The 17308-nt window shown below is 47.2% G+C and carries 20 protein-coding genes and 1 pseudogene; 7 read left to right on the forward strand and 14 right to left on the reverse strand.

Features of this window, described 5'->3' with window-relative positions; translation table 11 throughout:
• Window positions 1-196: 196 nt before the first annotated feature.
• The 3 genes from ACYQ2N_RS08600 to ACYQ2N_RS08610 all read right to left on the reverse strand — a co-directional run bounded on the left by ACYQ2N_RS08600 (window position 197) and on the right by ACYQ2N_RS08610 (window position 2262).
• Complete coding sequence (locus tag ACYQ2N_RS08600; RefSeq protein WP_459998819.1) at window positions 197-847, reverse strand: superoxide dismutase; 651 nt, start codon at window positions 845-847, stop codon at window positions 197-199.
• Between the two features lie 67 nt (window positions 848-914).
• Window positions 915-1916, reverse strand: a complete 1002-nt coding sequence (locus tag ACYQ2N_RS08605; protein WP_459998820.1) for a type II TA system antitoxin MqsA family protein — start codon at window positions 1914-1916, stop codon at window positions 915-917.
• A gap of 13 nt (window positions 1917-1929) precedes the next feature.
• Window positions 1930-2262, reverse strand: coding sequence for a type II toxin-antitoxin system MqsR family toxin (locus ACYQ2N_RS08610; RefSeq protein ID WP_459998821.1), 333 nt, complete (start codon window positions 2260-2262; stop codon window positions 1930-1932).
• 256 nt (window positions 2263-2518) lie between these two features.
• Here ACYQ2N_RS08610 and ACYQ2N_RS08615 point away from each other — a divergent pair, with 256 nt between their 5' ends.
• Together ACYQ2N_RS08615 and ACYQ2N_RS08620 are read left to right on the forward strand one after the other, a co-directional pair.
• Entirely contained in the window at window positions 2519-3097 is a 579-nt protein-coding gene (locus tag ACYQ2N_RS08615) for a DUF1638 domain-containing protein (RefSeq protein WP_459998822.1), read from the forward strand.
• Between the two features lie 266 nt (window positions 3098-3363).
• Window positions 3364-4020, forward strand: a complete 657-nt coding sequence (locus ACYQ2N_RS08620; protein WP_459998823.1) for a Crp/Fnr family transcriptional regulator — start codon at window positions 3364-3366, stop codon at window positions 4018-4020.
• Window positions 4021-4155: 135 nt separating this feature from the next.
• Here ACYQ2N_RS08620 and ACYQ2N_RS08625 read toward each other — a convergent pair whose 3' ends face one another.
• The 4 genes from ACYQ2N_RS08625 to ACYQ2N_RS08640 all read right to left on the reverse strand — a co-directional run bounded on the left by ACYQ2N_RS08625 (window position 4156) and on the right by ACYQ2N_RS08640 (window position 6388).
• A complete protein-coding gene (locus tag ACYQ2N_RS08625) occupies window positions 4156-4467 on the reverse strand; it encodes a pyridoxamine 5'-phosphate oxidase family protein (protein WP_459998824.1) in 312 nt (103 codons plus the stop codon).
• A 257-nt stretch (window positions 4468-4724) separates the two neighbouring features.
• Window positions 4725-5468 (reverse strand): LolA-like protein, encoded by a 744-nt coding sequence (locus tag ACYQ2N_RS08630; protein WP_459998825.1) that lies wholly within the window; start codon window positions 5466-5468, stop codon window positions 4725-4727.
• Window positions 5469-5543: 75 nt separating this feature from the next.
• Window positions 5544-6185 carry a hypothetical protein gene (locus ACYQ2N_RS08635; protein WP_459998826.1) on the reverse strand — a complete coding sequence of 214 codons (642 nt, stop codon included), beginning with the start codon at window positions 6183-6185 and terminating at the stop codon, window positions 5544-5546.
• On the reverse strand, window positions 6182-6388 hold the full coding sequence (locus ACYQ2N_RS08640; RefSeq protein ID WP_459998827.1) for a PLDc N-terminal domain-containing protein: 207 nt from the start codon (window positions 6386-6388) through the stop codon (window positions 6182-6184). Before ACYQ2N_RS08640 ends, ACYQ2N_RS08635 begins: the two co-directional genes overlap by 4 nt.
• A gap of 273 nt (window positions 6389-6661) precedes the next feature.
• Here ACYQ2N_RS08640 and ACYQ2N_RS08645 point away from each other — a divergent pair.
• Together ACYQ2N_RS08645 and ACYQ2N_RS08650 are read left to right on the forward strand one after the other, a co-directional pair.
• Window positions 6662-6907 (forward strand): annotated as a pseudogene (locus tag ACYQ2N_RS08645) (DUF4070 domain-containing protein); the annotation flags it as partial.
• Window positions 6908-7473: 566 nt separating this feature from the next.
• A complete protein-coding gene (locus ACYQ2N_RS08650) occupies window positions 7474-7677 on the forward strand; it encodes a hypothetical protein (RefSeq protein ID WP_459998829.1) in 204 nt (67 codons plus the stop codon).
• A gap of 194 nt (window positions 7678-7871) precedes the next feature.
• Here ACYQ2N_RS08650 and ACYQ2N_RS08655 read toward each other — a convergent pair whose 3' ends face one another.
• The 5 genes from ACYQ2N_RS08655 to ACYQ2N_RS08675 form a co-directional block, all read right to left on the reverse strand.
• Window positions 7872-8570 carry an ABC transporter ATP-binding protein gene (locus ACYQ2N_RS08655; RefSeq protein WP_459998830.1) on the reverse strand — a complete coding sequence of 233 codons (699 nt, stop codon included), beginning with the start codon at window positions 8568-8570 and terminating at the stop codon, window positions 7872-7874.
• A complete protein-coding gene (locus ACYQ2N_RS08660; RefSeq protein ID WP_459998832.1) occupies window positions 8554-9285 on the reverse strand; it encodes an ABC transporter ATP-binding protein in 732 nt (243 codons plus the stop codon). Before ACYQ2N_RS08660 ends, ACYQ2N_RS08655 begins: the two co-directional genes overlap by 17 nt.
• Window positions 9282-10274 (reverse strand): branched-chain amino acid ABC transporter permease, encoded by a 993-nt coding sequence (locus ACYQ2N_RS08665; RefSeq protein ID WP_459998833.1) that lies wholly within the window; start codon window positions 10272-10274, stop codon window positions 9282-9284. The genes ACYQ2N_RS08660 and ACYQ2N_RS08665 overlap by 4 nt, the downstream gene beginning before the upstream one ends.
• 1 nt (window position 10275) lies before the next feature.
• The gene (locus ACYQ2N_RS08670) at window positions 10276-11148 is read right to left on the reverse strand and encodes a branched-chain amino acid ABC transporter permease (RefSeq protein ID WP_459998835.1); all 873 of its coding nucleotides are present in this window, start codon (window positions 11146-11148) and stop codon (window positions 10276-10278) included.
• Between the two features lie 68 nt (window positions 11149-11216).
• Window positions 11217-12443: an ABC transporter substrate-binding protein gene (locus tag ACYQ2N_RS08675; protein ID WP_459998836.1), complete on the reverse strand. Its 1227-nt coding sequence runs from the start codon at window positions 12441-12443 to the stop codon at window positions 11217-11219.
• A 349-nt stretch (window positions 12444-12792) separates the two neighbouring features.
• Here ACYQ2N_RS08675 and ACYQ2N_RS08680 point away from each other — a divergent pair, with 349 nt between their 5' ends.
• Window positions 12793-13038: an NUDIX hydrolase gene (locus ACYQ2N_RS08680; protein ID WP_460000494.1), complete on the forward strand. Its 246-nt coding sequence runs from the start codon at window positions 12793-12795 to the stop codon at window positions 13036-13038.
• Window positions 13039-13061: 23 nt separating this feature from the next.
• Here ACYQ2N_RS08680 and ACYQ2N_RS08685 read toward each other — a convergent pair whose 3' ends face one another.
• Window positions 13062-14486, reverse strand: a complete 1425-nt coding sequence (locus tag ACYQ2N_RS08685) for a polysaccharide deacetylase family protein (protein WP_459998837.1) — start codon at window positions 14484-14486, stop codon at window positions 13062-13064.
• Between the two features lie 262 nt (window positions 14487-14748).
• Window positions 14749-15459, reverse strand: coding sequence for an N-formylglutamate amidohydrolase (locus ACYQ2N_RS08690; RefSeq protein WP_459998838.1), 711 nt, complete (start codon window positions 15457-15459; stop codon window positions 14749-14751).
• A gap of 103 nt (window positions 15460-15562) precedes the next feature.
• On the opposite strand from ACYQ2N_RS08690, the gene mutY reads away from it, so the two are divergent.
• Window positions 15563-16870 (forward strand): A/G-specific adenine glycosylase, encoded by a 1308-nt coding sequence (mutY, locus tag ACYQ2N_RS08695; protein ID WP_460000495.1) that lies wholly within the window; start codon window positions 15563-15565, stop codon window positions 16868-16870.
• A 57-nt stretch (window positions 16871-16927) separates the two neighbouring features.
• Complete coding sequence (locus ACYQ2N_RS08700) at window positions 16928-17308, forward strand: desulfoferrodoxin (protein WP_459998839.1); 381 nt, start codon at window positions 16928-16930, stop codon at window positions 17306-17308.

The following is a 17308-nucleotide window of genomic DNA, read 5'->3' on the forward strand; positions in this document are numbered from 1 at the left end:
TCACTGTGGTCAATGTAGTCAACGTAGTCATGCGATCTTATTATATGCTCATTGAAGAATAATTAGCCGCTCTGCCTTTACGCTTAATGAAGAAAAGCAGTACCCAGATCGGATACCACTCTTTTTCCAAATTCTGCGCAGGATAATCGAATTGGTTGCCAAGGTGGGACGCACCCTGTAACCGCCAGCAAAATTATTAAACAATTACTAATGGCATCTGCCCTTGCATCGCAAGACTCAGTCTTTTTTCTACTTCACCCCAGTTAACAATCTGCCACCAAGACCTTACATAGTCCTTGCGTTTCGATTGGTAATCCAGATAATACGCATGCTCCCATACATCCATAACAAGCAGCGGGATACTACCTGCTTGAAAGAAATCCTGATGCTTTTCGATTGTTAGGATTTCCAACCGTCCCCAACCCGGTTGCCATACTAACAAGGTCCAACCGGATCCTTCCACATTGATGGCAGCCTCACTGAACTGTTCCTGGAATGCAATCAGACTCCCAAAATAATCAATGATATACTTAATTGTTTGGGCTCCGGGAGTTTCCCATCGATTCCCGACAGGAGCCATTGACGTCCAATAAATGCTATGGAGAATATGACCGGAACCATGAAAAGCAATTTCCCGCTCCCAGTGTTTTACCAGGCTATAATCCCTTTTTTGCCGGGCTTCTGCTAGTTTAAGTTCAGCTTTATTCAAACCTTCAACGTATGATTTATGATGTTGACTATGATGAATTTGTAGCAATCCGGTGCTGATAACAGGTTCAAGAGCATTATAAGGATAAGGTAGCTTTGGTAACCTGTGTTGACTAAGTGGCACCATAAAATGTTGCATATTCAGTCCCTCCCTTAAGATCAATGCACTTCAACAAAGTATTTTATTATGCATTATTCCATTATGTTCAGATTAATTTGAGTTCACGGGCGTAATCAAAGGAAATGATCTCTTTCATTCCGGTGTTTCTGTATCCGGGTTCCTCGTGAGAGAACTCCGAGATTTTTGTGGCCGTAAAATCGCGAAAATAACCGGCCACACACTGAATAACCTCCAGCTCTTCTTCACTGAATAGGGAGGGATCAGGCTCTTCAGTAGCCACGATGACTTCTCCTTCATAGTGCCCATCAAAAGGTTTGGTATCAATCACATTGGCAGTCAATAATGCCCAATGAACGAGATCGTGGTGCGCCGGTACCGGACCGTAATGATTATGAATGTAAACCATCCCCGTGATCGAATGCCCATAGCGTTTTACACAGAGAAAATCGGCATAGAACAGAAGTTTTTGCAGCTTGGTTTTGACCAGTTCGCGATTGTTTCGTGCAAACATTTGAACCATGGCCGTTAACTTCTCAAAATCGAAGTCGGTATTCGTCAGTCCGCGCTCATAGAATTTGCGAAAGACCATGGCTAACGAAACGACCGGATCAACGTCCAGGTCATCCGTTTTTGGCGGGGCCAATAACGATTCGATCCGCTTACGTTCCCGGTCATTGAGCTTTGCACCACGCTGACGCAGCAGCAGCTGGATATAGTCCGGATCGTCTTTCAAGCGCACGAGCTGATCGTGATGGGCCGTATCCGGAATAGCTCCGTGCTCATAACGAACCATCGTGGCCTGGCTCCAGCCCAAGAGTGTTGCCACCGTTCGCCCTGAACCGTACCGTTCCCGGATTCTCCGAATGGCACCGGGGAACAGCAGATTGTGTTTCAAGCGGTATTCTTCATAAGCACGATTCAAGGTTTGTCCGTCAAGTTCCTCATCAAAAATAGATTCACCACATTCAGGACACACCAACACGTCGGAAACCACTTTAATCGGTTCTCCTTTTACCGGAAAGACTTCCTGTTTTCTCACCACCTGGGCGTCAACTTCTCTGTCACATGTATCACAGTAGCGCCTCATAAGTTTACCTCCCCTATTTAAACGGTAGCGTTGTAGGGCCTTGGGAACGATGAAAGCTCATACAGACGCAACCTCTGCTATCAATCTTCAACTTTATATAGACTCGGTCTTTATTTACAGGTTTGATAAACTCCCAAACATCACCGTCGCGATCTTTATCGGGTAACGGCCCTCGATCATAATGCCGGTAACTTAATCCAAGCAATTCCTTTTTGGCACCTTGAATCAATAGTCCAAGGTCCGCCAATCCTGCTAAGTTCTTTTTTCTTGGAACCATTCGCCAGTCACCGCTTTCAATCAGCCGTTTGACTTCTCTCAAAAAAACCTCGATTTGTTCTCTATCCACTTATTCCCTCCTTTCCTTAAGTATTATATCCCAAAATGCTATCAATTAGTAGCATATTATTGCGTTTTATCGAGAAAGAGTCCCAAATCTTAACGGCTATCCCGGTACCTTAAGTTGTTAACTTGATCGATTCGCTGTATACCTGTAATTACTCTTCTTTGTTAAATGGTTTACAGACCAGCCTTGCTGTAACCTGTAAACTCAAACACAAGCGTATGTTATCCAATTCAGCTAATTATCGGAAGAGGTGGCAAGAATGGAACACGTATTTGTTGGTTGCTCTATGCTCGAAAAAGAAATTAGGCAGTGTATGCGAGAACTGGCTATGAAGAACAATTTGTTCTTCATTGACGCTGCGCTCCATGTAAACTTAGACCGGTTAGAAGCGTCCTTGCGAACGAAAATAGATGAGGCTAACCGAAACGACAAACCTTTGATTCTAGTAGGAAATAAATGTCATCCAGACATTGGCGAAATAGCCGCACAATATCATTGTCCAATTGTTTCCAGGTCAAATTGCATCGAATTGCTTCTTGGAGACAAGATGAAAGAATTAGACCGAGAAGCCAAGATTTTTTATATAACAAGCGGGTGGCTTGAGAGATGGAAGGATATTTTCATAACCGGTCTTGGCTGGGACACCATTGATGCTAGGCATAATTTTGGGTATTATGACAAAATATTGATGCTCGACTTGGGCACCCCCGTTGACGAAGAAGCTCTCCTGGAGTTTTTTGAATACACCCAAGTACCGATCGAACCCTACCCAATTTCATTGGACAATCTTAAAAGTGAACTCACTAAGATGCTGAAGAATATCGACTCCTACTCTTAGATTTGTTGAAGAAATAAACTCGCAGTCCATATTACCCGTCCCTAGCCACCGAACCTCATTCATGAGCTCTTTGTCCAATAATTCATAATCGCCAAATCCATGCCTTCATAAAGCGCCAGGGTTAGGAAATGCCCTACCTACTCTCTTATGATTATTGACGTTTACGTTAGCGTTGTCTATAATTGACTATAACAGACAGAAACTTGCCATAGAAATCATCAGCCTTCTGTTATTTTTCATGAACTCAAAGGGGAGAATCACTTTGAATGGAAAAGAGTAAATGTATGTTGGACTTGGTTATATTTTCCACTCTTTCCCCTGAGGAAAAGAGACAAGTCACACAGTTAGCTGGCAAAAAAACTTATCAGAAGGGGACGGTCATTTTTCATGAAGGTGACCCTGCGGATACGATCTATATCGTTAAGTCTGGGCGGATACGATTATTCAAAGGTTCAGAGGGTGGAAAAGAAATTACGCTGGATATCCTTGAAGTGGATAGCATCTTTGGCGAAAACTCAATTTTTGATGAGCAATTTCACTCGATGACCGCGCAGGTGCTGGAACCAAGTTTCATCTGTACTTGTACTAAAGCTGATTTTGAAAAAATGATCTTACAGAATCCCGCTGCAGGTCTTAGATTACTTAAATTCTTGGGCAAGCGATTAAATAATTATACAGACCAAATGGCCGATATGGCTTTTCATGATGTGAGAAACAGACTGCTAAAAACATTGCAACGATTGGCTTCTAATTACGGTAAACCTGTCAACGAGGGGCTATTACTCACGATTCATTTAACTCATGAGGATTTGGCGAGTTTGGTCAACGCCTCCCGAGTCATGATTACCTACACGCTCAATAAGCTCAAAGAAGAAGGACTGATCTCTTATACCAGGGATTCCCTTATTATAAGAATCAGCTAGATGCCTGTCGCCTAGTGCTCTGACCATTCGCTCCGACGAGTTAAAGGTATTGGTACAAAGCCCGTAGCTCTGAAGCTACGGGCTTGGCTCTGCTCTTAGTCGAGAGAAAGAGCAATGACCAAATGTTTAATCTTTTCACAGTAGCACCTCGGCCGCTTCCGCCTTAAACAAGACTTCTTTGTCTTTGATGGAAGCTTTTCCTAGCAATCGGTAACCCTTAGGGCCGTCAGCTTTCGAAGCGATTACGACCTGCATAGCTCCATTTTCTTGGATGTTTTGCTGAGTTTTATCCATTTTGTAGATTCCAAAAGCCAGGACATCGTCTTCCCTAATCTCTTTCACTTGACCGACCACAATTAAATGGGGCTCACCCTGAGCAGAGACTGTAACAATCGGTACGATAGGCGCTTCCTTGATCACTTGTTGGATTGTTTCTGTAATTACCATTTTATACCACCCTTTCTAAACTCTAGTGCGCAGCATTTTCAGAGATACCGTTATGGTTGCATGACCCCGTTGAAATCGTTGCGCCAATTCAGTTGTTAATACAACTTTAACTTAATCATACTTGTCTGTCTGTAAAACATTTTACAAGATTCCACCAGGTTATATAAGGCCCTCCCCAAAACCTTGGGAGGGCCGTTGTGAAGTTCAAGAGTTTTTTAAGTTTTATTAACTTTGCTTATCATTGCCCACTACAGTGATTATAATCTGGAGCTCAGTTTTCCCACCGCACTCAATAGTCCGTCCCGGTCAAAATCGCCGCCGGCGGTAAAAAACCGACCGCTATGGCTCCAGACTAGCATCGTTTTCATTGGACCAAGTCCCAATTCAAAGCAACGTCCTTCCACCTCCATCCCGGCAAATGGAATACGTACCGGTACTGAAGGCATCTGGGCCGGTATGTTGGCGTGGGCCGTTTTAGCCTGGGTAACGGTTAGCTGCGCCAGTGGTTCCCCAGGGATGAAGTACTGTGTCAGCAAAACCCCTTTGTCCTCCGGCAAAGCCAGCCACTGGTATTTGGCCTGGTACACCTCACCGGTCAGGGCTGCCTCCGCTGCAAAAATTTGCCCGCCTAAATGCGCCTTTGCCTCAGCCAGGGTTATATCTTGCAAAGGCTGGACTGTCTGCTGAGTATTGTCCTTCAAATGGACATCGGGCGGCAGTTCCAACGAAAACCGTTCATCCGACAGACCCTGGTTAAAGCGCACTTCCCGTACCACCTTGCGTTGCACCGGTTCACCGGCCGCGTTGTACCATTCCGTCACCAAGGGCATCCAGGTATCTTTGTCCATCCACAAGTGGGTTACCATTTCGCCCTTGTCCTTCACCGTCTGGTTGAATTGGAGATGCAGAGCCGGACGTCCGTTCAGGCACTCCGTACCTAAAAGGCGGCTGCTTTTATCGGCCGCCAGTTTTTTTAGGGAATCGGCGAAATTGAGGCCCATTTGTTCACATGTTCCTCGACCACAGAAACCAACTCCCCGTTAGGAATTAGACAAACCCTAGATCCAAGTTCTACCTTAGTGGAGCGTTTTCCTCCAAGCGAGCAAGGGAAATTGCAGACCCAAGCATAGCACTGTCGCAGCCACCGTCGTGACAACCGGTTCCCAGGCGGGTGTTGACCCCGCCCAGGGCGTCTGACTGAAGGTCATCTGAATCAAGACTAACAGACCCGGCACAAAATGTTCCCGCCAAACCATCGGCAGCACGGTGTTAATGGGCACAATCAAGAGCAAAGCGATGCCACCGGCTAGAGTCGGACTCGTCACCAGGGTACTGGCGAGCAAAATCACACTGATCAGGAACGCTTGATACAGCATATAGAGCAGGGCTCCCTGCCAGAGAGAAAACCAGTTGACCGCTCCGATCAGCTGAGCGGTGTAATACCCACCCAGTCCTAAGCCGGCCAGGGCAGCCAAAGCTGCCACCAGGTAAAGGACGCAAAACTTGGCCGCAACATATTGGTAAAGAACAACCGGTTTACTCCACAGCCACTCCCCGACTGCCTTGCGCTCCCCGGCGACAAGACCCATCCCGATCAGGATAAGGGTTAGCAGGCCCAACTGGTTGTATTGGCTGACGATCCCAGGCACCTGGAAACTAATTTTGTCCAAAGCCACAAAAGCCCCAAAGCGCTTGCTTGCTTCTTGGAACTTGATCATTGTGCATCTCTCCCCAGAATCCAGTACAAAACTGAGCCGAGTATGCCGAATAGCACGATAATTACGGCCCACAGCGCCTTGTTGAGGGTTTTGACTCCTTCGCTGCGCACCAGGCTCACGAGGGAAACAACTTGCAGCGCTACTTGGATCACTAAAATAGGTAAAAGCAAATTCCAGGGAATACTCGTAATTTCGGTGCTCATGTTTCCGCACTCCTTCCGTCCTTTTACAGTCGGTTCCATTTGTGGTATTTATTCTGCCTTTTAGATGCAAACCAACGCGAAAAAGTTCCGGTAAGGAGCAAAGTTTTTTATGTTTATTAGGGGGTCTAAAAATTAAATAAAAAGAGCAAGCAGCCTTTTAGACAGATATTGCTACTTGCTTTTATGTCGTCAATATCATAGTTAAGTGTAATATTGTGTTCCATTATTAGATCCGGAAAATCCCGCTTTTATAACTTCTCTATTAACGCTCTGTATGAAGCAGGTTGGAGAGAAGGCATCTTTTTTGTCGATGATAATTTTATTGGCAATAAGAGAAAATTGGTCACAGAAGTATTGCCCGGCTTGGGAGTTATCGGCAATGAAAGGCGCTACTACTGGAAGTTGATTTTCCGGTCTTTGTTTGAGTGCCCCAAAGTATTCCCTTTGGCGGTGACCTTTTCAATCTATGGATTCCATTTCCGGAAAGTATTCGAAAGAACATCCTGTGAGATTAATTAGGGCGGATATACACCCGCCCACTCTTCAAGACTAAATTTTGTATTACAATATATTAGAAGAGCACGTAATGATCTACCTTGCACCAATATAAATGGTTTAGTACCCTGCTATGATCTTCCGACCATAACAAAACAGTTCGCCACCTATACTGATGGTTCGTTCGACCACACTGGATATCTACCCAGCCATAGTCAACCTCTCGGCTGAATATGACCGCTACAACACCCAGTATGATCTTAGCTCGACCCTATGCGATAAGTTGGAACCTCATTACAATCAATATGTAATACCGACGCTTTTCCTAACCGCATAGAATCTTCCCTCCGACTGCATATGAGCCGTTAGACCCATATACAATCTTTGGCCGACCCATGAATACCCTTTAAGAGCATCCATGAATCTTGGCTCAACCATTACGTACCCTCACTGATATTGTGCATCCAATCGAAATAATTATACATGTTATGATTAAATAAACTGGAGCATTAGTTCAAGCACTTGTGTGCAACCGTAAACCAATGATTCATCTACTTCAACATTTAAGATACGGAAAGGAGGGGTTTGGCTTGCCCAAAACGGAGTTTCAGGTTCTCTCAAATGGTAGGCTAACGCTCTGGTTTCAGGAATGGACACCTGAGGCCAAATCCTTGGCTCCTCCTCAAGCACGCGCGGGAACGCTTTCCGAGCAGAGCCTTTTCCTCTATGGGCACAGCCTCGGCGCCTCGTCCTCAATTACGCCCTCCGGTTTTCTGCCCCGCTCACAGGAGTGATTGCCACCAGCCCCTGGCTGAAGCTGGCCTTTGAACCTGCGGCCGTCACATTAAAATTGGCCGGGTTTATGAACCGGATTTGGCCACGGTCTTTACCATGAACTTCACAATGAGCCAGAATGTCCTGCGGTTGTAGAGACTGTTACTGTGTGGCTGAAAAACCAGCTGTGAAGAAATGTCAAAGCTTCTCTTCTTTACATTCCAAGATAAGCCTCCCGGACATGATCGTTTTGCCGCAGTTCCTCTCCTGTTCCTTCCAGGACGATCCGTCCGTGTTCCAAAACATACCCGCGGTTGGCGATAGACAGTGCATGGTGCACATGTTGTTCCACCAGCATAATTGTTACTTCATTTTTTATGATATCAATTGTTTTAAAAATTTCTTCTACCAAGATGGGAGCAATTCCGAGTGAAGGCTCATCCAACAGCAGCAATCGTGGTTGACTCACAAGTCCCCGCGCAATGACCAGCATTTGCTGCTCCCCACCGGACAAATTTCCTGCCAGGGTGTGAAAACGCTCCTTCAGCCGCGGGAATAATTCCAAAACATAGGCCATGGACTCATTTCGTCCTGCTTTAGCCCGTTTATTGTAGCCTCCCAGTTTCAGGTTTTCTTCCACCGACATGTCTGGAAAAACACGGCGGCCTTCAGGGACATAGGCAATTCCCATTTCCGCCATCCGATGGGCGGGTAACGTTGAAATGTCTTGGCTGTTAAACATCAGCGTCCCTTTTTTTGCCACCAAGCCAACGATCGATTTCAGGATGGTAGTTTTGCCCGCTCCGTTTGCACCGATTATGGATACCACTTCACCCTGTTTCACTTCAAGCGACACGTCCCATACCGCTTGTACATTCCCGTAAAAGCTTTGCAAATTACTGATGTGCAGCATAAGCATCCCCCAAATACGCTTTGATCACTGCTTCATTTTCGACCACATCTTGCGGGTTCCCGCTTACTATCATCTTTCCGTTTTGCAACACGACAATCGCATCGGCTACCGACATGACCGCCTTCATGATATGTTCAATGATGACAATGGTAATCCCCATCTTCCTGATTTCACTGATCAATTCGATGGCCTGATTCACTTCCGCCGGGGTTAGACCACCCATTGGTTCATCCATCAGCAGCAATTCTGGCTTTGTCGCCAGTGCCCGTGCCACTTCCAGCCGCTTCAAATTTCCGATCGATAATTGCCCCGCAATAGTATGAGCAAGAGAAGTCAACTGGGTAAGCGACATGATGTTTTCCGCTTTTTGTTTAGCTTCTTTCACATTTTTACTTTTGGCGAGCGAAGCGACCATCAAATTATCGGCTACGGAAAGTTTGGCGAGCGGTTTCACGATTTGAAAGGTGCGGGCAATGCCAAGGTGATTGAGTTCATACGGTTTTTTCCCCGTAATGTTTTGCCCTTTGAAGGTAACCTTGCCGGCACTCGGGTCAAACGCTCCTGCGATGATATTAAAACAGGTGGTTTTCCCGGCACCATTGGGACCAATCAACGCCATAATCTGTCCTTTTTGAACTGAAAAGGAGACATCGTCCACCGCCTTGACCCCGCCAAATTGTTTCGTAAGATTTTGCGCTTCCAAAAATCCGGTCATACGGTTTTCTCCTTTCCGATGCCCGAATGGCGAGTTTTCTCAAAAAACCAGCGGTACAATCTTTTGAATCCATCCACAATGCCGCCCGGCAAATATAGAATGACCATCATCAGCAAAAAGCCGTAAATCGTCAAGTATAAAGAAGGATAGGTCTGTAAGGCCGGAATTCCTTTCAAATACTCTTGCAGCACGACCAAAATGGCTGAACCGGCAATCGGACCGGCAATCGTTCCAATCCCGCCAATCACGGTCACAAAAATCATTTCTGTGGATATATGCGTGCTTAAGACCATATCCGGATCAATAAATTTGTTGTAGAATCCGAAAAAAGCCCCTGCGGTTCCGGTTAAAAAAGCACTGATAAACAACGCGCTGCTTTTATAGCGTGGAGTATGGATGCCCATCGCTTGGGCCGACTCTTCGTTTTCGCGAATCGCAATCATGCTGTAACCCGTTTTGCTTTTCATCAAATAAGAGCAGAACAGTGAAAAGAGTGCAGCCAACACTACTGCCATATAAAAGTACTCTTGTTTGCTGGAAATGGGGATGCCAAACATGGTGTTGACACCAGACAATGGCATCCCTTCTCCGCCGTTGGTAATGCTTTTCCAGTTTACCGCCACAATGCGCATGATTTCTGCCAACGCTAGCGAGCCCAAGGCCAAATATGGCCCACGCAGCCGAAAAATTAAAGCTCCAATCGGAATTGAATAAAGACCTGCACTCAGTCCGCCAAGCAGCAATCCAAGCCCCATATCCAGATGTCCTCTAACCGACCCAATCATGGCCACATACGCACCCAAGCCAAAAAACATGGCATGTCCGAAGGAAATCTGTCCCGTAAATCCCCCCAGCAAGTTCCAGGCCTGACCAAACATGATACTTATGAGGACAATCGTCACCACCGCATAGATATGAATATCGGCAAACATCGGTACCACCAGTGCCAATAATCCCGCCAGCATCCCTGTTGTCAAAATTGCTTTCATGCTAACGCCCCTTCCCAAACAAGCCCTGTGGCCGGAACAGCAAGACCAACAAGAAAATCACGAGCCCGAAGACATCCCGAAAACCCGAGCCATGAGGAAGATAGGCAGAACCGAAACTTTCCGCAACCCCCAGGATTAACCCTCCAACAGCCGCCCCCGGAATGGAACCCATTCCCCCCAAGACCACAATCACAAAAGCTTTTACCACAAACAAAGTGCCGATGGAGGCGTAAATCGGGTAATTGGCCGCAAGAATATTACCCGCCACTCCCGCAAAGGCAGCTCCCAGCCCAAATGTAATTCCTGAAATGAACGGAACATTGACTCCCATAATCGTGGCGGCCGTGGGATCTTGGGCCGAAGCACGAATCGCAAAACCGGTATCCGTTTTCAGCAGCAGCATATGAAGTACAAAAATAATGACGCCTGTGACCAAAAACCCTGCAGCCATCGCCGCGTTTAATGAAATCCCTCCCACATACCACACTTTGTTTGCCCAATACAGATTCTCACTGCTCAAGCGCAAGAACTTCGGACCGATAAAAGCCGGCAGGGCCATGAAGTTCGCGATAAAAATACTCGCTCCGGCCGTCAACAGCAACGTGTTTTCCTCGCTGGCCCGCTGCGCTTTTTCAACAAACAAGCGATATAAAGAAAATCCGATCACAAAACACACAGGAACCGTGATCAGTATACTAAGAAACGGGTCCACTCCCAACTTTGAAAACAGCAGATAACTCACAAACATCCCAATCATGACAAATTCGCCATGCGCCATGTTAATCACGCGCATCACGCCAAATATCAACGTTAAGCCAAGAGCGATCACCGCATAGATCCCACCGATCAGAAGACCATCTGCCAATGTCTGCACTTTATTCTCCCCCCTGATGCCCGAAAGACCTGAAAAGGAGAGGGATTACCCTCTCCCGCAACTCCTGTTTACTTCCAACCCTTAAAGGGAACGATTTGTTTTTCCGCATTTTGAGGCGGATACACGGTATAAAGTTTGCCATCAATCCACTGGGATACATCGGAAATTGCTTTATTTTGATTGGAATAAGGACCGAACTTTTCGAATTTTACATGGCCGAAAATGGTGTCCATATCCGTTTGCGTCAAGGCCTCACGCACTCCTTCGCGGTCTAAGGTTTTTGCGCGGGATAAGGCATCTGCAACAACATAAATGGCAGCGTATCCTTCCACCTCGTGTTCACCCGGTTCATGTCCGATTTTTTCCGTAAACTTCTTGTTAAATTCCTGCCACTTCGGATCCTTCTTGTTCCCATGCCAAGGACCTGCCGTTAATACCGTATCTGCCAATGCGCCTGCCTGTTTGGCAAAACCAATAATCGAGTGACCGGCCCCGGTTCCGACAAAGTATTTCGGACTTAAGTTGGCTTCCTTCGCCGCTTTGATCAGTTGTGTGGCATCATTGTCATCGCCTGCCGTCATGATGACTACTTCAGGATTTTGTGCTTTCACTTTCTCCATCACAGGTTTCAAATCAAGTTCTCCCGCTTTGTATTTTTCGATGGTGACCGGAACTTTGCTTTCCTCGAAATAGCCCTTTAATCCATATTGATAAACTGCTTCCCCGAATGCGTTGTCGACGTTGACATAGGCTATGGACTTAGGCGGATTGTCTTTGAAGAACTTGCGCAAAGCGTCTGTGTACATACCTGATGTGGGATTTAGACGGAACACATATTTTTTGTCTCCCATCGTAGCCTGGTCTGAAGAACCGTGTTCAATCATATAGGGAACCTTATTCTCTTCGGCTACCGCTGCTTCCTGCAAGGTCACACCTGAGGAACGTCCGCCGATCAAAATTAAAACATCTTTATTGCTGACGAGTTTTTCCGCAGCCGTTTTCCCAACTGCCGGTTTTTCTTGGCTGTCCTCATAGACAATTTCCAACTTTTTGCCTTTCACGCCGCCCTTGGCGTTGATTTCGTCAAGCGCCAGGGAGTAGGCTTGTTTAAACTTTTCGCCGAATACAGCCGATCCGCCCGTTAGCGGGAGAACCGTTCCAATCTTGATCGTGCCGCCGTTGGTGGTTGCATTGGAATTCGAACTATTGGTGGTATCCGGTTTGCTTCCACAACCCGCGACCATCAAACTGCTGATTGCAGCGATAGAAATTAGAGTAAATAACTTTTTCCTCATGTTCTAACCCCCTCCGTTTTGGGTGATACAACCTATTGTTTTATTATTTTATTGAATCTGAATACCGCTCCTTCCTATTTACAGTTCGTATACAATATATAACAAATTTGGTAGCGTTCACAGTTTTAACCGACCAACTGTCACTTTCGAAACCTGAACGGCCGTTTTTGTCAGGTAAACGCACCTTCAAACATATCTTTTTCTAAACTCAATTTGAGTGGTCGAGGTGGTCAATCCTGGAGCCCTGGATTTGGATACTTTATTTGGGTTGTGAATTGTTTATAGAATTTTAACCAGGCTCTCATAGAACTGGGAACCACCGTCTGCCTCCCCAAAAGCTCCCGCTGTCCTGCCTGCCCGACATACCTTCAGCCACCGCCACTGGGATCTCTATTGGCTGATCATACCCATCAGCAACCAAGACTTCCCGGACCTAATCAAGGAAACACAAAATCCCCCTAAAAACAGCCGCTGGCTAAGCTTAAAGGAGCTTGACTCGGCCCCTGTCCCCACAGCTTTCCACGCTCACCGCTTCTTCATTCAAACGCGCGCGGCTAAATTCTTAGAGAATGTCGTCAGGATAAGTCACGGTTAGACCTCCGTTTCAGAACAGTTAACCTACGGGCGGAACGGAGGCCTAATGCTGTCTATGACCTTCTCAGCGTCAAACAAATCTTTTACTGAATTGGCCTGGTAATGCAACGCAATCCCATCGATGTGCCTTCTATCCATCATCAGATAGTCTGAACCGAATTTCATATATGGATTCGGCCCGACAGAACAAAGCACCCTGAAGCCGGAGTTGAGCAGAAATTGAAACTTTGGATCCCCAGGCAGAACGGAGGCGCCAAACGGATAAATGTAAACATCTGTTGGGCCGATCAGCGGTTCGACTTCTTCAAGCCAGCGCCGGGTATCTCCCTGTAAAGAAGAAAGTGAAATACTGCGGGCATTAAGGTGCCCATATCCGTGAGAGGCAAAAGACCAGCCTGTCTCTTTGAGGCGCTTGATCACGGACAAGGCCTGTTGGCGTTCCTCCGCATAGCGTGGGGACTCGCGCTCATTTGTGCGATAGCCTAACACTCCCTCATATCCGGTTAGCGCTATCACCCCTTTAGCCCCATCCAGGGAAAAGTCCGGGTGTTCGCGTACGAATTGATCGAGAATCGGTATGATCTCATTGTCCTTGGATACAGCCTCCTGCCCACCGGGATCTACCGAATAGGTTACAATATTTCCCGTATCATCCAGGATCAACTTATATACATTCCCGTTACGCAGCATGTATTGGTAGTAATTAAGATCGTCAACGGAAAGAATCAGGGGCTTTTTGCCTTGAGGAAGTTTCAGAGGCTTCGGGGTGAGAACATTCTTCCCATTCTCTGCCTTTTCTTCATAAAGGGCATGGATATCAATGAGGATATAGTTTTTCTGGTAGAGACTTTCCAGGATTTTGTGGAACTCCGGCACAGTGACAAACCAGTCATTGTACCCCTTTTCCTCCAAATCCCCATCAAAGGCGAGTTCAGGGTAGGCAATCAGCGGGTGAAAAAAGATATGCTGAACCGGACCCAGATAGCTAACTCGTTCCGCTGCGTTGAGTGCTGCCTGGCGTTCAAGCTCAAGACTCTTCCGTGCAGCCTGGACTTGATCCAGCTTCACCGCAAACTGCTTAACCGTCTCTGCAAAGCCGAGTCGGCTGAGCTCCTCGAGCGTGCGCTTAACCGCTTTATAATCAGCGTTCTTCCTAAGAAAAAGTGTCGTTTCCTCTTCAGCTTTGGTTTGAATTGCCTCCTCCATTTGAGCCCCGACCTTTTCCTTAACGGAGCCAAACACCTTCTGCTCGATACCGGCTTTCACCGCTCCCGCCTGAGCAAGCTCACCCTGGTGGACAAGTTCTGCAAAGCGTTCCACTTCCACTGCTGCGGAAGGGGGAATCGCCTGAACATTAATCGCGGTTAAAGCCAAAAGAATCATCTGGATAAAGAATGCTAGCCCGACAAACACCTGATTAAAGCTCGCTCCGGATTGTCTCACTTTCATCCACTTCATCCCCCTTACAGTTGTCCAAGAACACCTATACTTTCAAATGGATTTCGGCGTAAACTACGGCATTCCTTTTTGGAGAAGTATCATATTCACATAAACAAAAAAACCGTTTCCCGAAATTAATTGGAAAGCGGTTATAAACATCTCGTCTGTGCGTTAAAAAATACTCAATTGATTCGATCTTAAGCGCCGACAAAGTTATGAGAACGGATTTGGCCCCCGTCCACTAGTAGAGTTTCACTGGGATAGTTTGAATTTAGCCCTGCAGCTTAATCGATTGGAGATCCATTATACTTGCCACTAAAGCCCCCAACAGGCGGTGAAAGCCCTGGGGGTTTTGGCCTGGTACCCTGAATTGCTTATTGATCTCGATCTGGACCGCCGGTATCCCAAGTTCGCGCGCCACATAATTCGTGACCGTATTCCGGCCGAAAGCAGCAAAATGGTCCCGAGAAATCCGGATTAAGCCAAAGGCTTGAAAATTGCGCTCAAGCACTTCAGGGAACTGAACTTTGCCTAAGAGAGTCTTTCCTCCGTTTGTGCCTAAGTCCACATCAAAATTGTGCTCACGGGCGGCACCGTGGATGTCCAAGAACCATTGCACCTTTTCCCTATTGCAGATTTCAGCGATCCGATCTTTATAAATACAAGGACTGTCTACGTTCGGATCCCCGCCATACAGCTTGGCCACCGCTATGGCATGGGAACCCGTCAGTTTATTTAAGAGATAGACAACCGAGCCGGTAAATTCGTCGGACATCTTAATCTTTCTCTGCCGATAATGCCTCACGGAATGAGGAGCAGAGACCATTACCGGAATTGTCCCGGGGAAAACCCTGAAGGGATCCTCCTGTTTGGGATTGACATTTCTATTCGTCTTGTAAAAGTGGATCCGTTCCACACTCACCGCTTCTTCATTCAAACGCGCACGGCTGAATTCTTGGAGAAGATCATTAGGATGACTCACGGTTAAACCTCCGGTTGAGCTTATTTTATACCCCATTTGTATTATAATACTTAGGTAAGAAGCAGCAAATTCTTTTCTCAAAGGAGTCAAAGCCGTGCCAAAAATGTTAAAATCCATTAAGCCTATACTTGGAGTATCTGAACCTCTGTCCCCTGTCCCTGATGATGCTCCTGCCCTGGCGCAAGCCTTGCTGTCTTGGTACCATACGGTCAAACGCGATTTGCCCTGGCGGCAAACCCATGACCCCTATGCCATTTGGGTCTCTGAAGTGATGCTGCAGCAAACCCAGGTAAAAACCGTCATCCCCTATTACTTAAGATTTCTCGAACGCTTCCCGAGCCTGAACATCCTGGCCCAAGTCGAATTGGAAGAGGTGCTCTCTTACTGGCGCGGGCTGGGCTATTATGCCCGCGCCCGCCATCTCTGGGAAGGAGCCCGCCATGTATTTTTCAGGCTCAATGCGGAAATTCCTAAAACGTACGAGGCCTTACGCCAGATCCCCGGAATCGGAGAATACACCGCCGGAGCCATCGCCAGCATTGCCTTCGGCGTGCGCATTCCTGCCATCGACGGTAATGTCCGGCGCATTCTCTCCCGCATTCTCGCCTGGCCGCACCCGATTGGAAGTGCGTTGAGCCGCCGGGAATTCCAAAACCGGTTGCTGGAATGGATGCCCACAAGCCAGACTGAAGGCTTCGGGCAAACACCTGGAGATTTCAATAATGCACCCGGAAATTTTAACCAGGCTCTGATGGAACTGGGCGCCACTGTATGCCTTCCCAAAAGCCCCTGTTGCTCTGCTTGCCCGGTATCCGCCTGGTGCCAGGCTTCGGCTCCGGAACTCTACCCGGTCAAGCGGGCCAAAAACAAGCCGAGCTCGATAATACGCCTAACGTTTGTCCTCATACGGGAAGACCAGATTTACCTGCAAAAACGCCCCTCAAAGGGACTCCTGGCAGATCTCCTCGAATTTCCGGGCTGCGAGCTTCCATTACAGGAAGTCTCCATGAATAGAGCACACCAGAATTTCCTCTTGCCCGCTTTAACAGGCACACTGCTTCCTCTTACCCCTGATGATTGCTTTTCTCTCTATCAGAAAGCTGTCATAGACCGTTCATATGACAGAGAAGCGTGGGAATTGTTCCAGTCATCCCCCGCCCTTCACGGCCCTGCCCGACATACCTTCAGCCACCGCCACTGGGAGCTCTATTGGTTGATCCTCCCCATTAAAGGCCACGTTTTCCCAAACCTGATCAGAGAAGCACAAAATCCCCCGGAAAACAGCCGCTGGCTAAGCTTCCAAGAGCTTGACTCGGCCCCTATCCCCACAGCCTTTCAGAAAGTTATCGATGCTGCAAAAATATTTTTTCCTAAACTCAATTTGGCAGCAGGAAAACGAACAGACGTGTAGAATTATAATAACATAATAATTATTCTAATAAAACATTAGGAAATGAGGTATTTGAAAATGACGAAGGTCAGAGAATTGTACAAATGCAGTGTCTGCGGCAATGTGGTCGAGGTGCTCAACCCTGGGGTTCCGGCATTGGTCTGCTGCCATCAATCCATGGAAAAACTGGATGCGTTGGCTCAAGACGGAGCCAGGGAAAAGCACGTGCCCGTGCTTGAAACGACTGCGGCAGGACTCTTAGTCAAAGTAGGAGAAGTACCCCACCCGATGGAGGAAAAACATTCGATCCGGTTCATCGAGGTCTTGACCGCCGACCAAGTTCTAAGGGCGGAGTTGGCCCCCGGACAAAAACCGGAAGCCGTGTTCGCGGTCGCGCTGGCAGATGTGCTTGAGGTACGGGAATACTGCAATCTTCACGGTCTTTGGAAAGCCCGGTGA

Source organism: Paradesulfitobacterium aromaticivorans (assembly GCF_054657415.1).

Excerpts from the sequence above, each read along its gene's own strand:
- ACYQ2N_RS08600 (WP_459998819.1), bottom strand. The coding sequence starts at position 847 with ATGCAACATTTTATGGTGCCACTTAGTCAACACAGGTTACCAAAGCTA.
- ACYQ2N_RS08605 (WP_459998820.1), bottom strand. The coding sequence starts at position 1,916 with ATGAGGCGCTACTGTGATACATGTGACAGAGAAGTTGACGCCCAGGTG.
- ACYQ2N_RS08615 (WP_459998822.1), top strand. The coding sequence starts at position 2,519 with ATGGAACACGTATTTGTTGGTTGCTCTATGCTCGAAAAAGAAATTAGG.
- ACYQ2N_RS08620 (WP_459998823.1), top strand. The coding sequence starts at position 3,364 with ATGGAAAAGAGTAAATGTATGTTGGACTTGGTTATATTTTCCACTCTT.
- ACYQ2N_RS08625 (WP_459998824.1), bottom strand. The coding sequence starts at position 4,467 with ATGGTAATTACAGAAACAATCCAACAAGTGATCAAGGAAGCGCCTATC.
- ACYQ2N_RS08630 (WP_459998825.1), bottom strand. The coding sequence starts at position 5,468 with ATGGGCCTCAATTTCGCCGATTCCCTAAAAAAACTGGCGGCCGATAAA.
- ACYQ2N_RS08635 (WP_459998826.1), bottom strand. The coding sequence starts at position 6,185 with ATGATCAAGTTCCAAGAAGCAAGCAAGCGCTTTGGGGCTTTTGTGGCT.
- ACYQ2N_RS08640 (WP_459998827.1), bottom strand. The coding sequence starts at position 6,388 with ATGAGCACCGAAATTACGAGTATTCCCTGGAATTTGCTTTTACCTATT.
- ACYQ2N_RS08655 (WP_459998830.1), bottom strand. The coding sequence starts at position 8,570 with ATGCTGCACATCAGTAATTTGCAAAGCTTTTACGGGAATGTACAAGCG.
- ACYQ2N_RS08660 (WP_459998832.1), bottom strand. The coding sequence starts at position 9,285 with ATGACCGGATTTTTGGAAGCGCAAAATCTTACGAAACAATTTGGCGGG.
- ACYQ2N_RS08665 (WP_459998833.1), bottom strand. The coding sequence starts at position 10,274 with ATGAAAGCAATTTTGACAACAGGGATGCTGGCGGGATTATTGGCACTG.
- ACYQ2N_RS08675 (WP_459998836.1), bottom strand. The coding sequence starts at position 12,443 with ATGAGGAAAAAGTTATTTACTCTAATTTCTATCGCTGCAATCAGCAGT.
- ACYQ2N_RS08685 (WP_459998837.1), bottom strand. The coding sequence starts at position 14,486 with ATGAAAGTGAGACAATCCGGAGCGAGCTTTAATCAGGTGTTTGTCGGG.
- mutY (WP_460000495.1), top strand. The coding sequence starts at position 15,563 with ATGTTAAAATCCATTAAGCCTATACTTGGAGTATCTGAACCTCTGTCC.
- ACYQ2N_RS08700 (WP_459998839.1), top strand. The coding sequence starts at position 16,928 with ATGACGAAGGTCAGAGAATTGTACAAATGCAGTGTCTGCGGCAATGTG.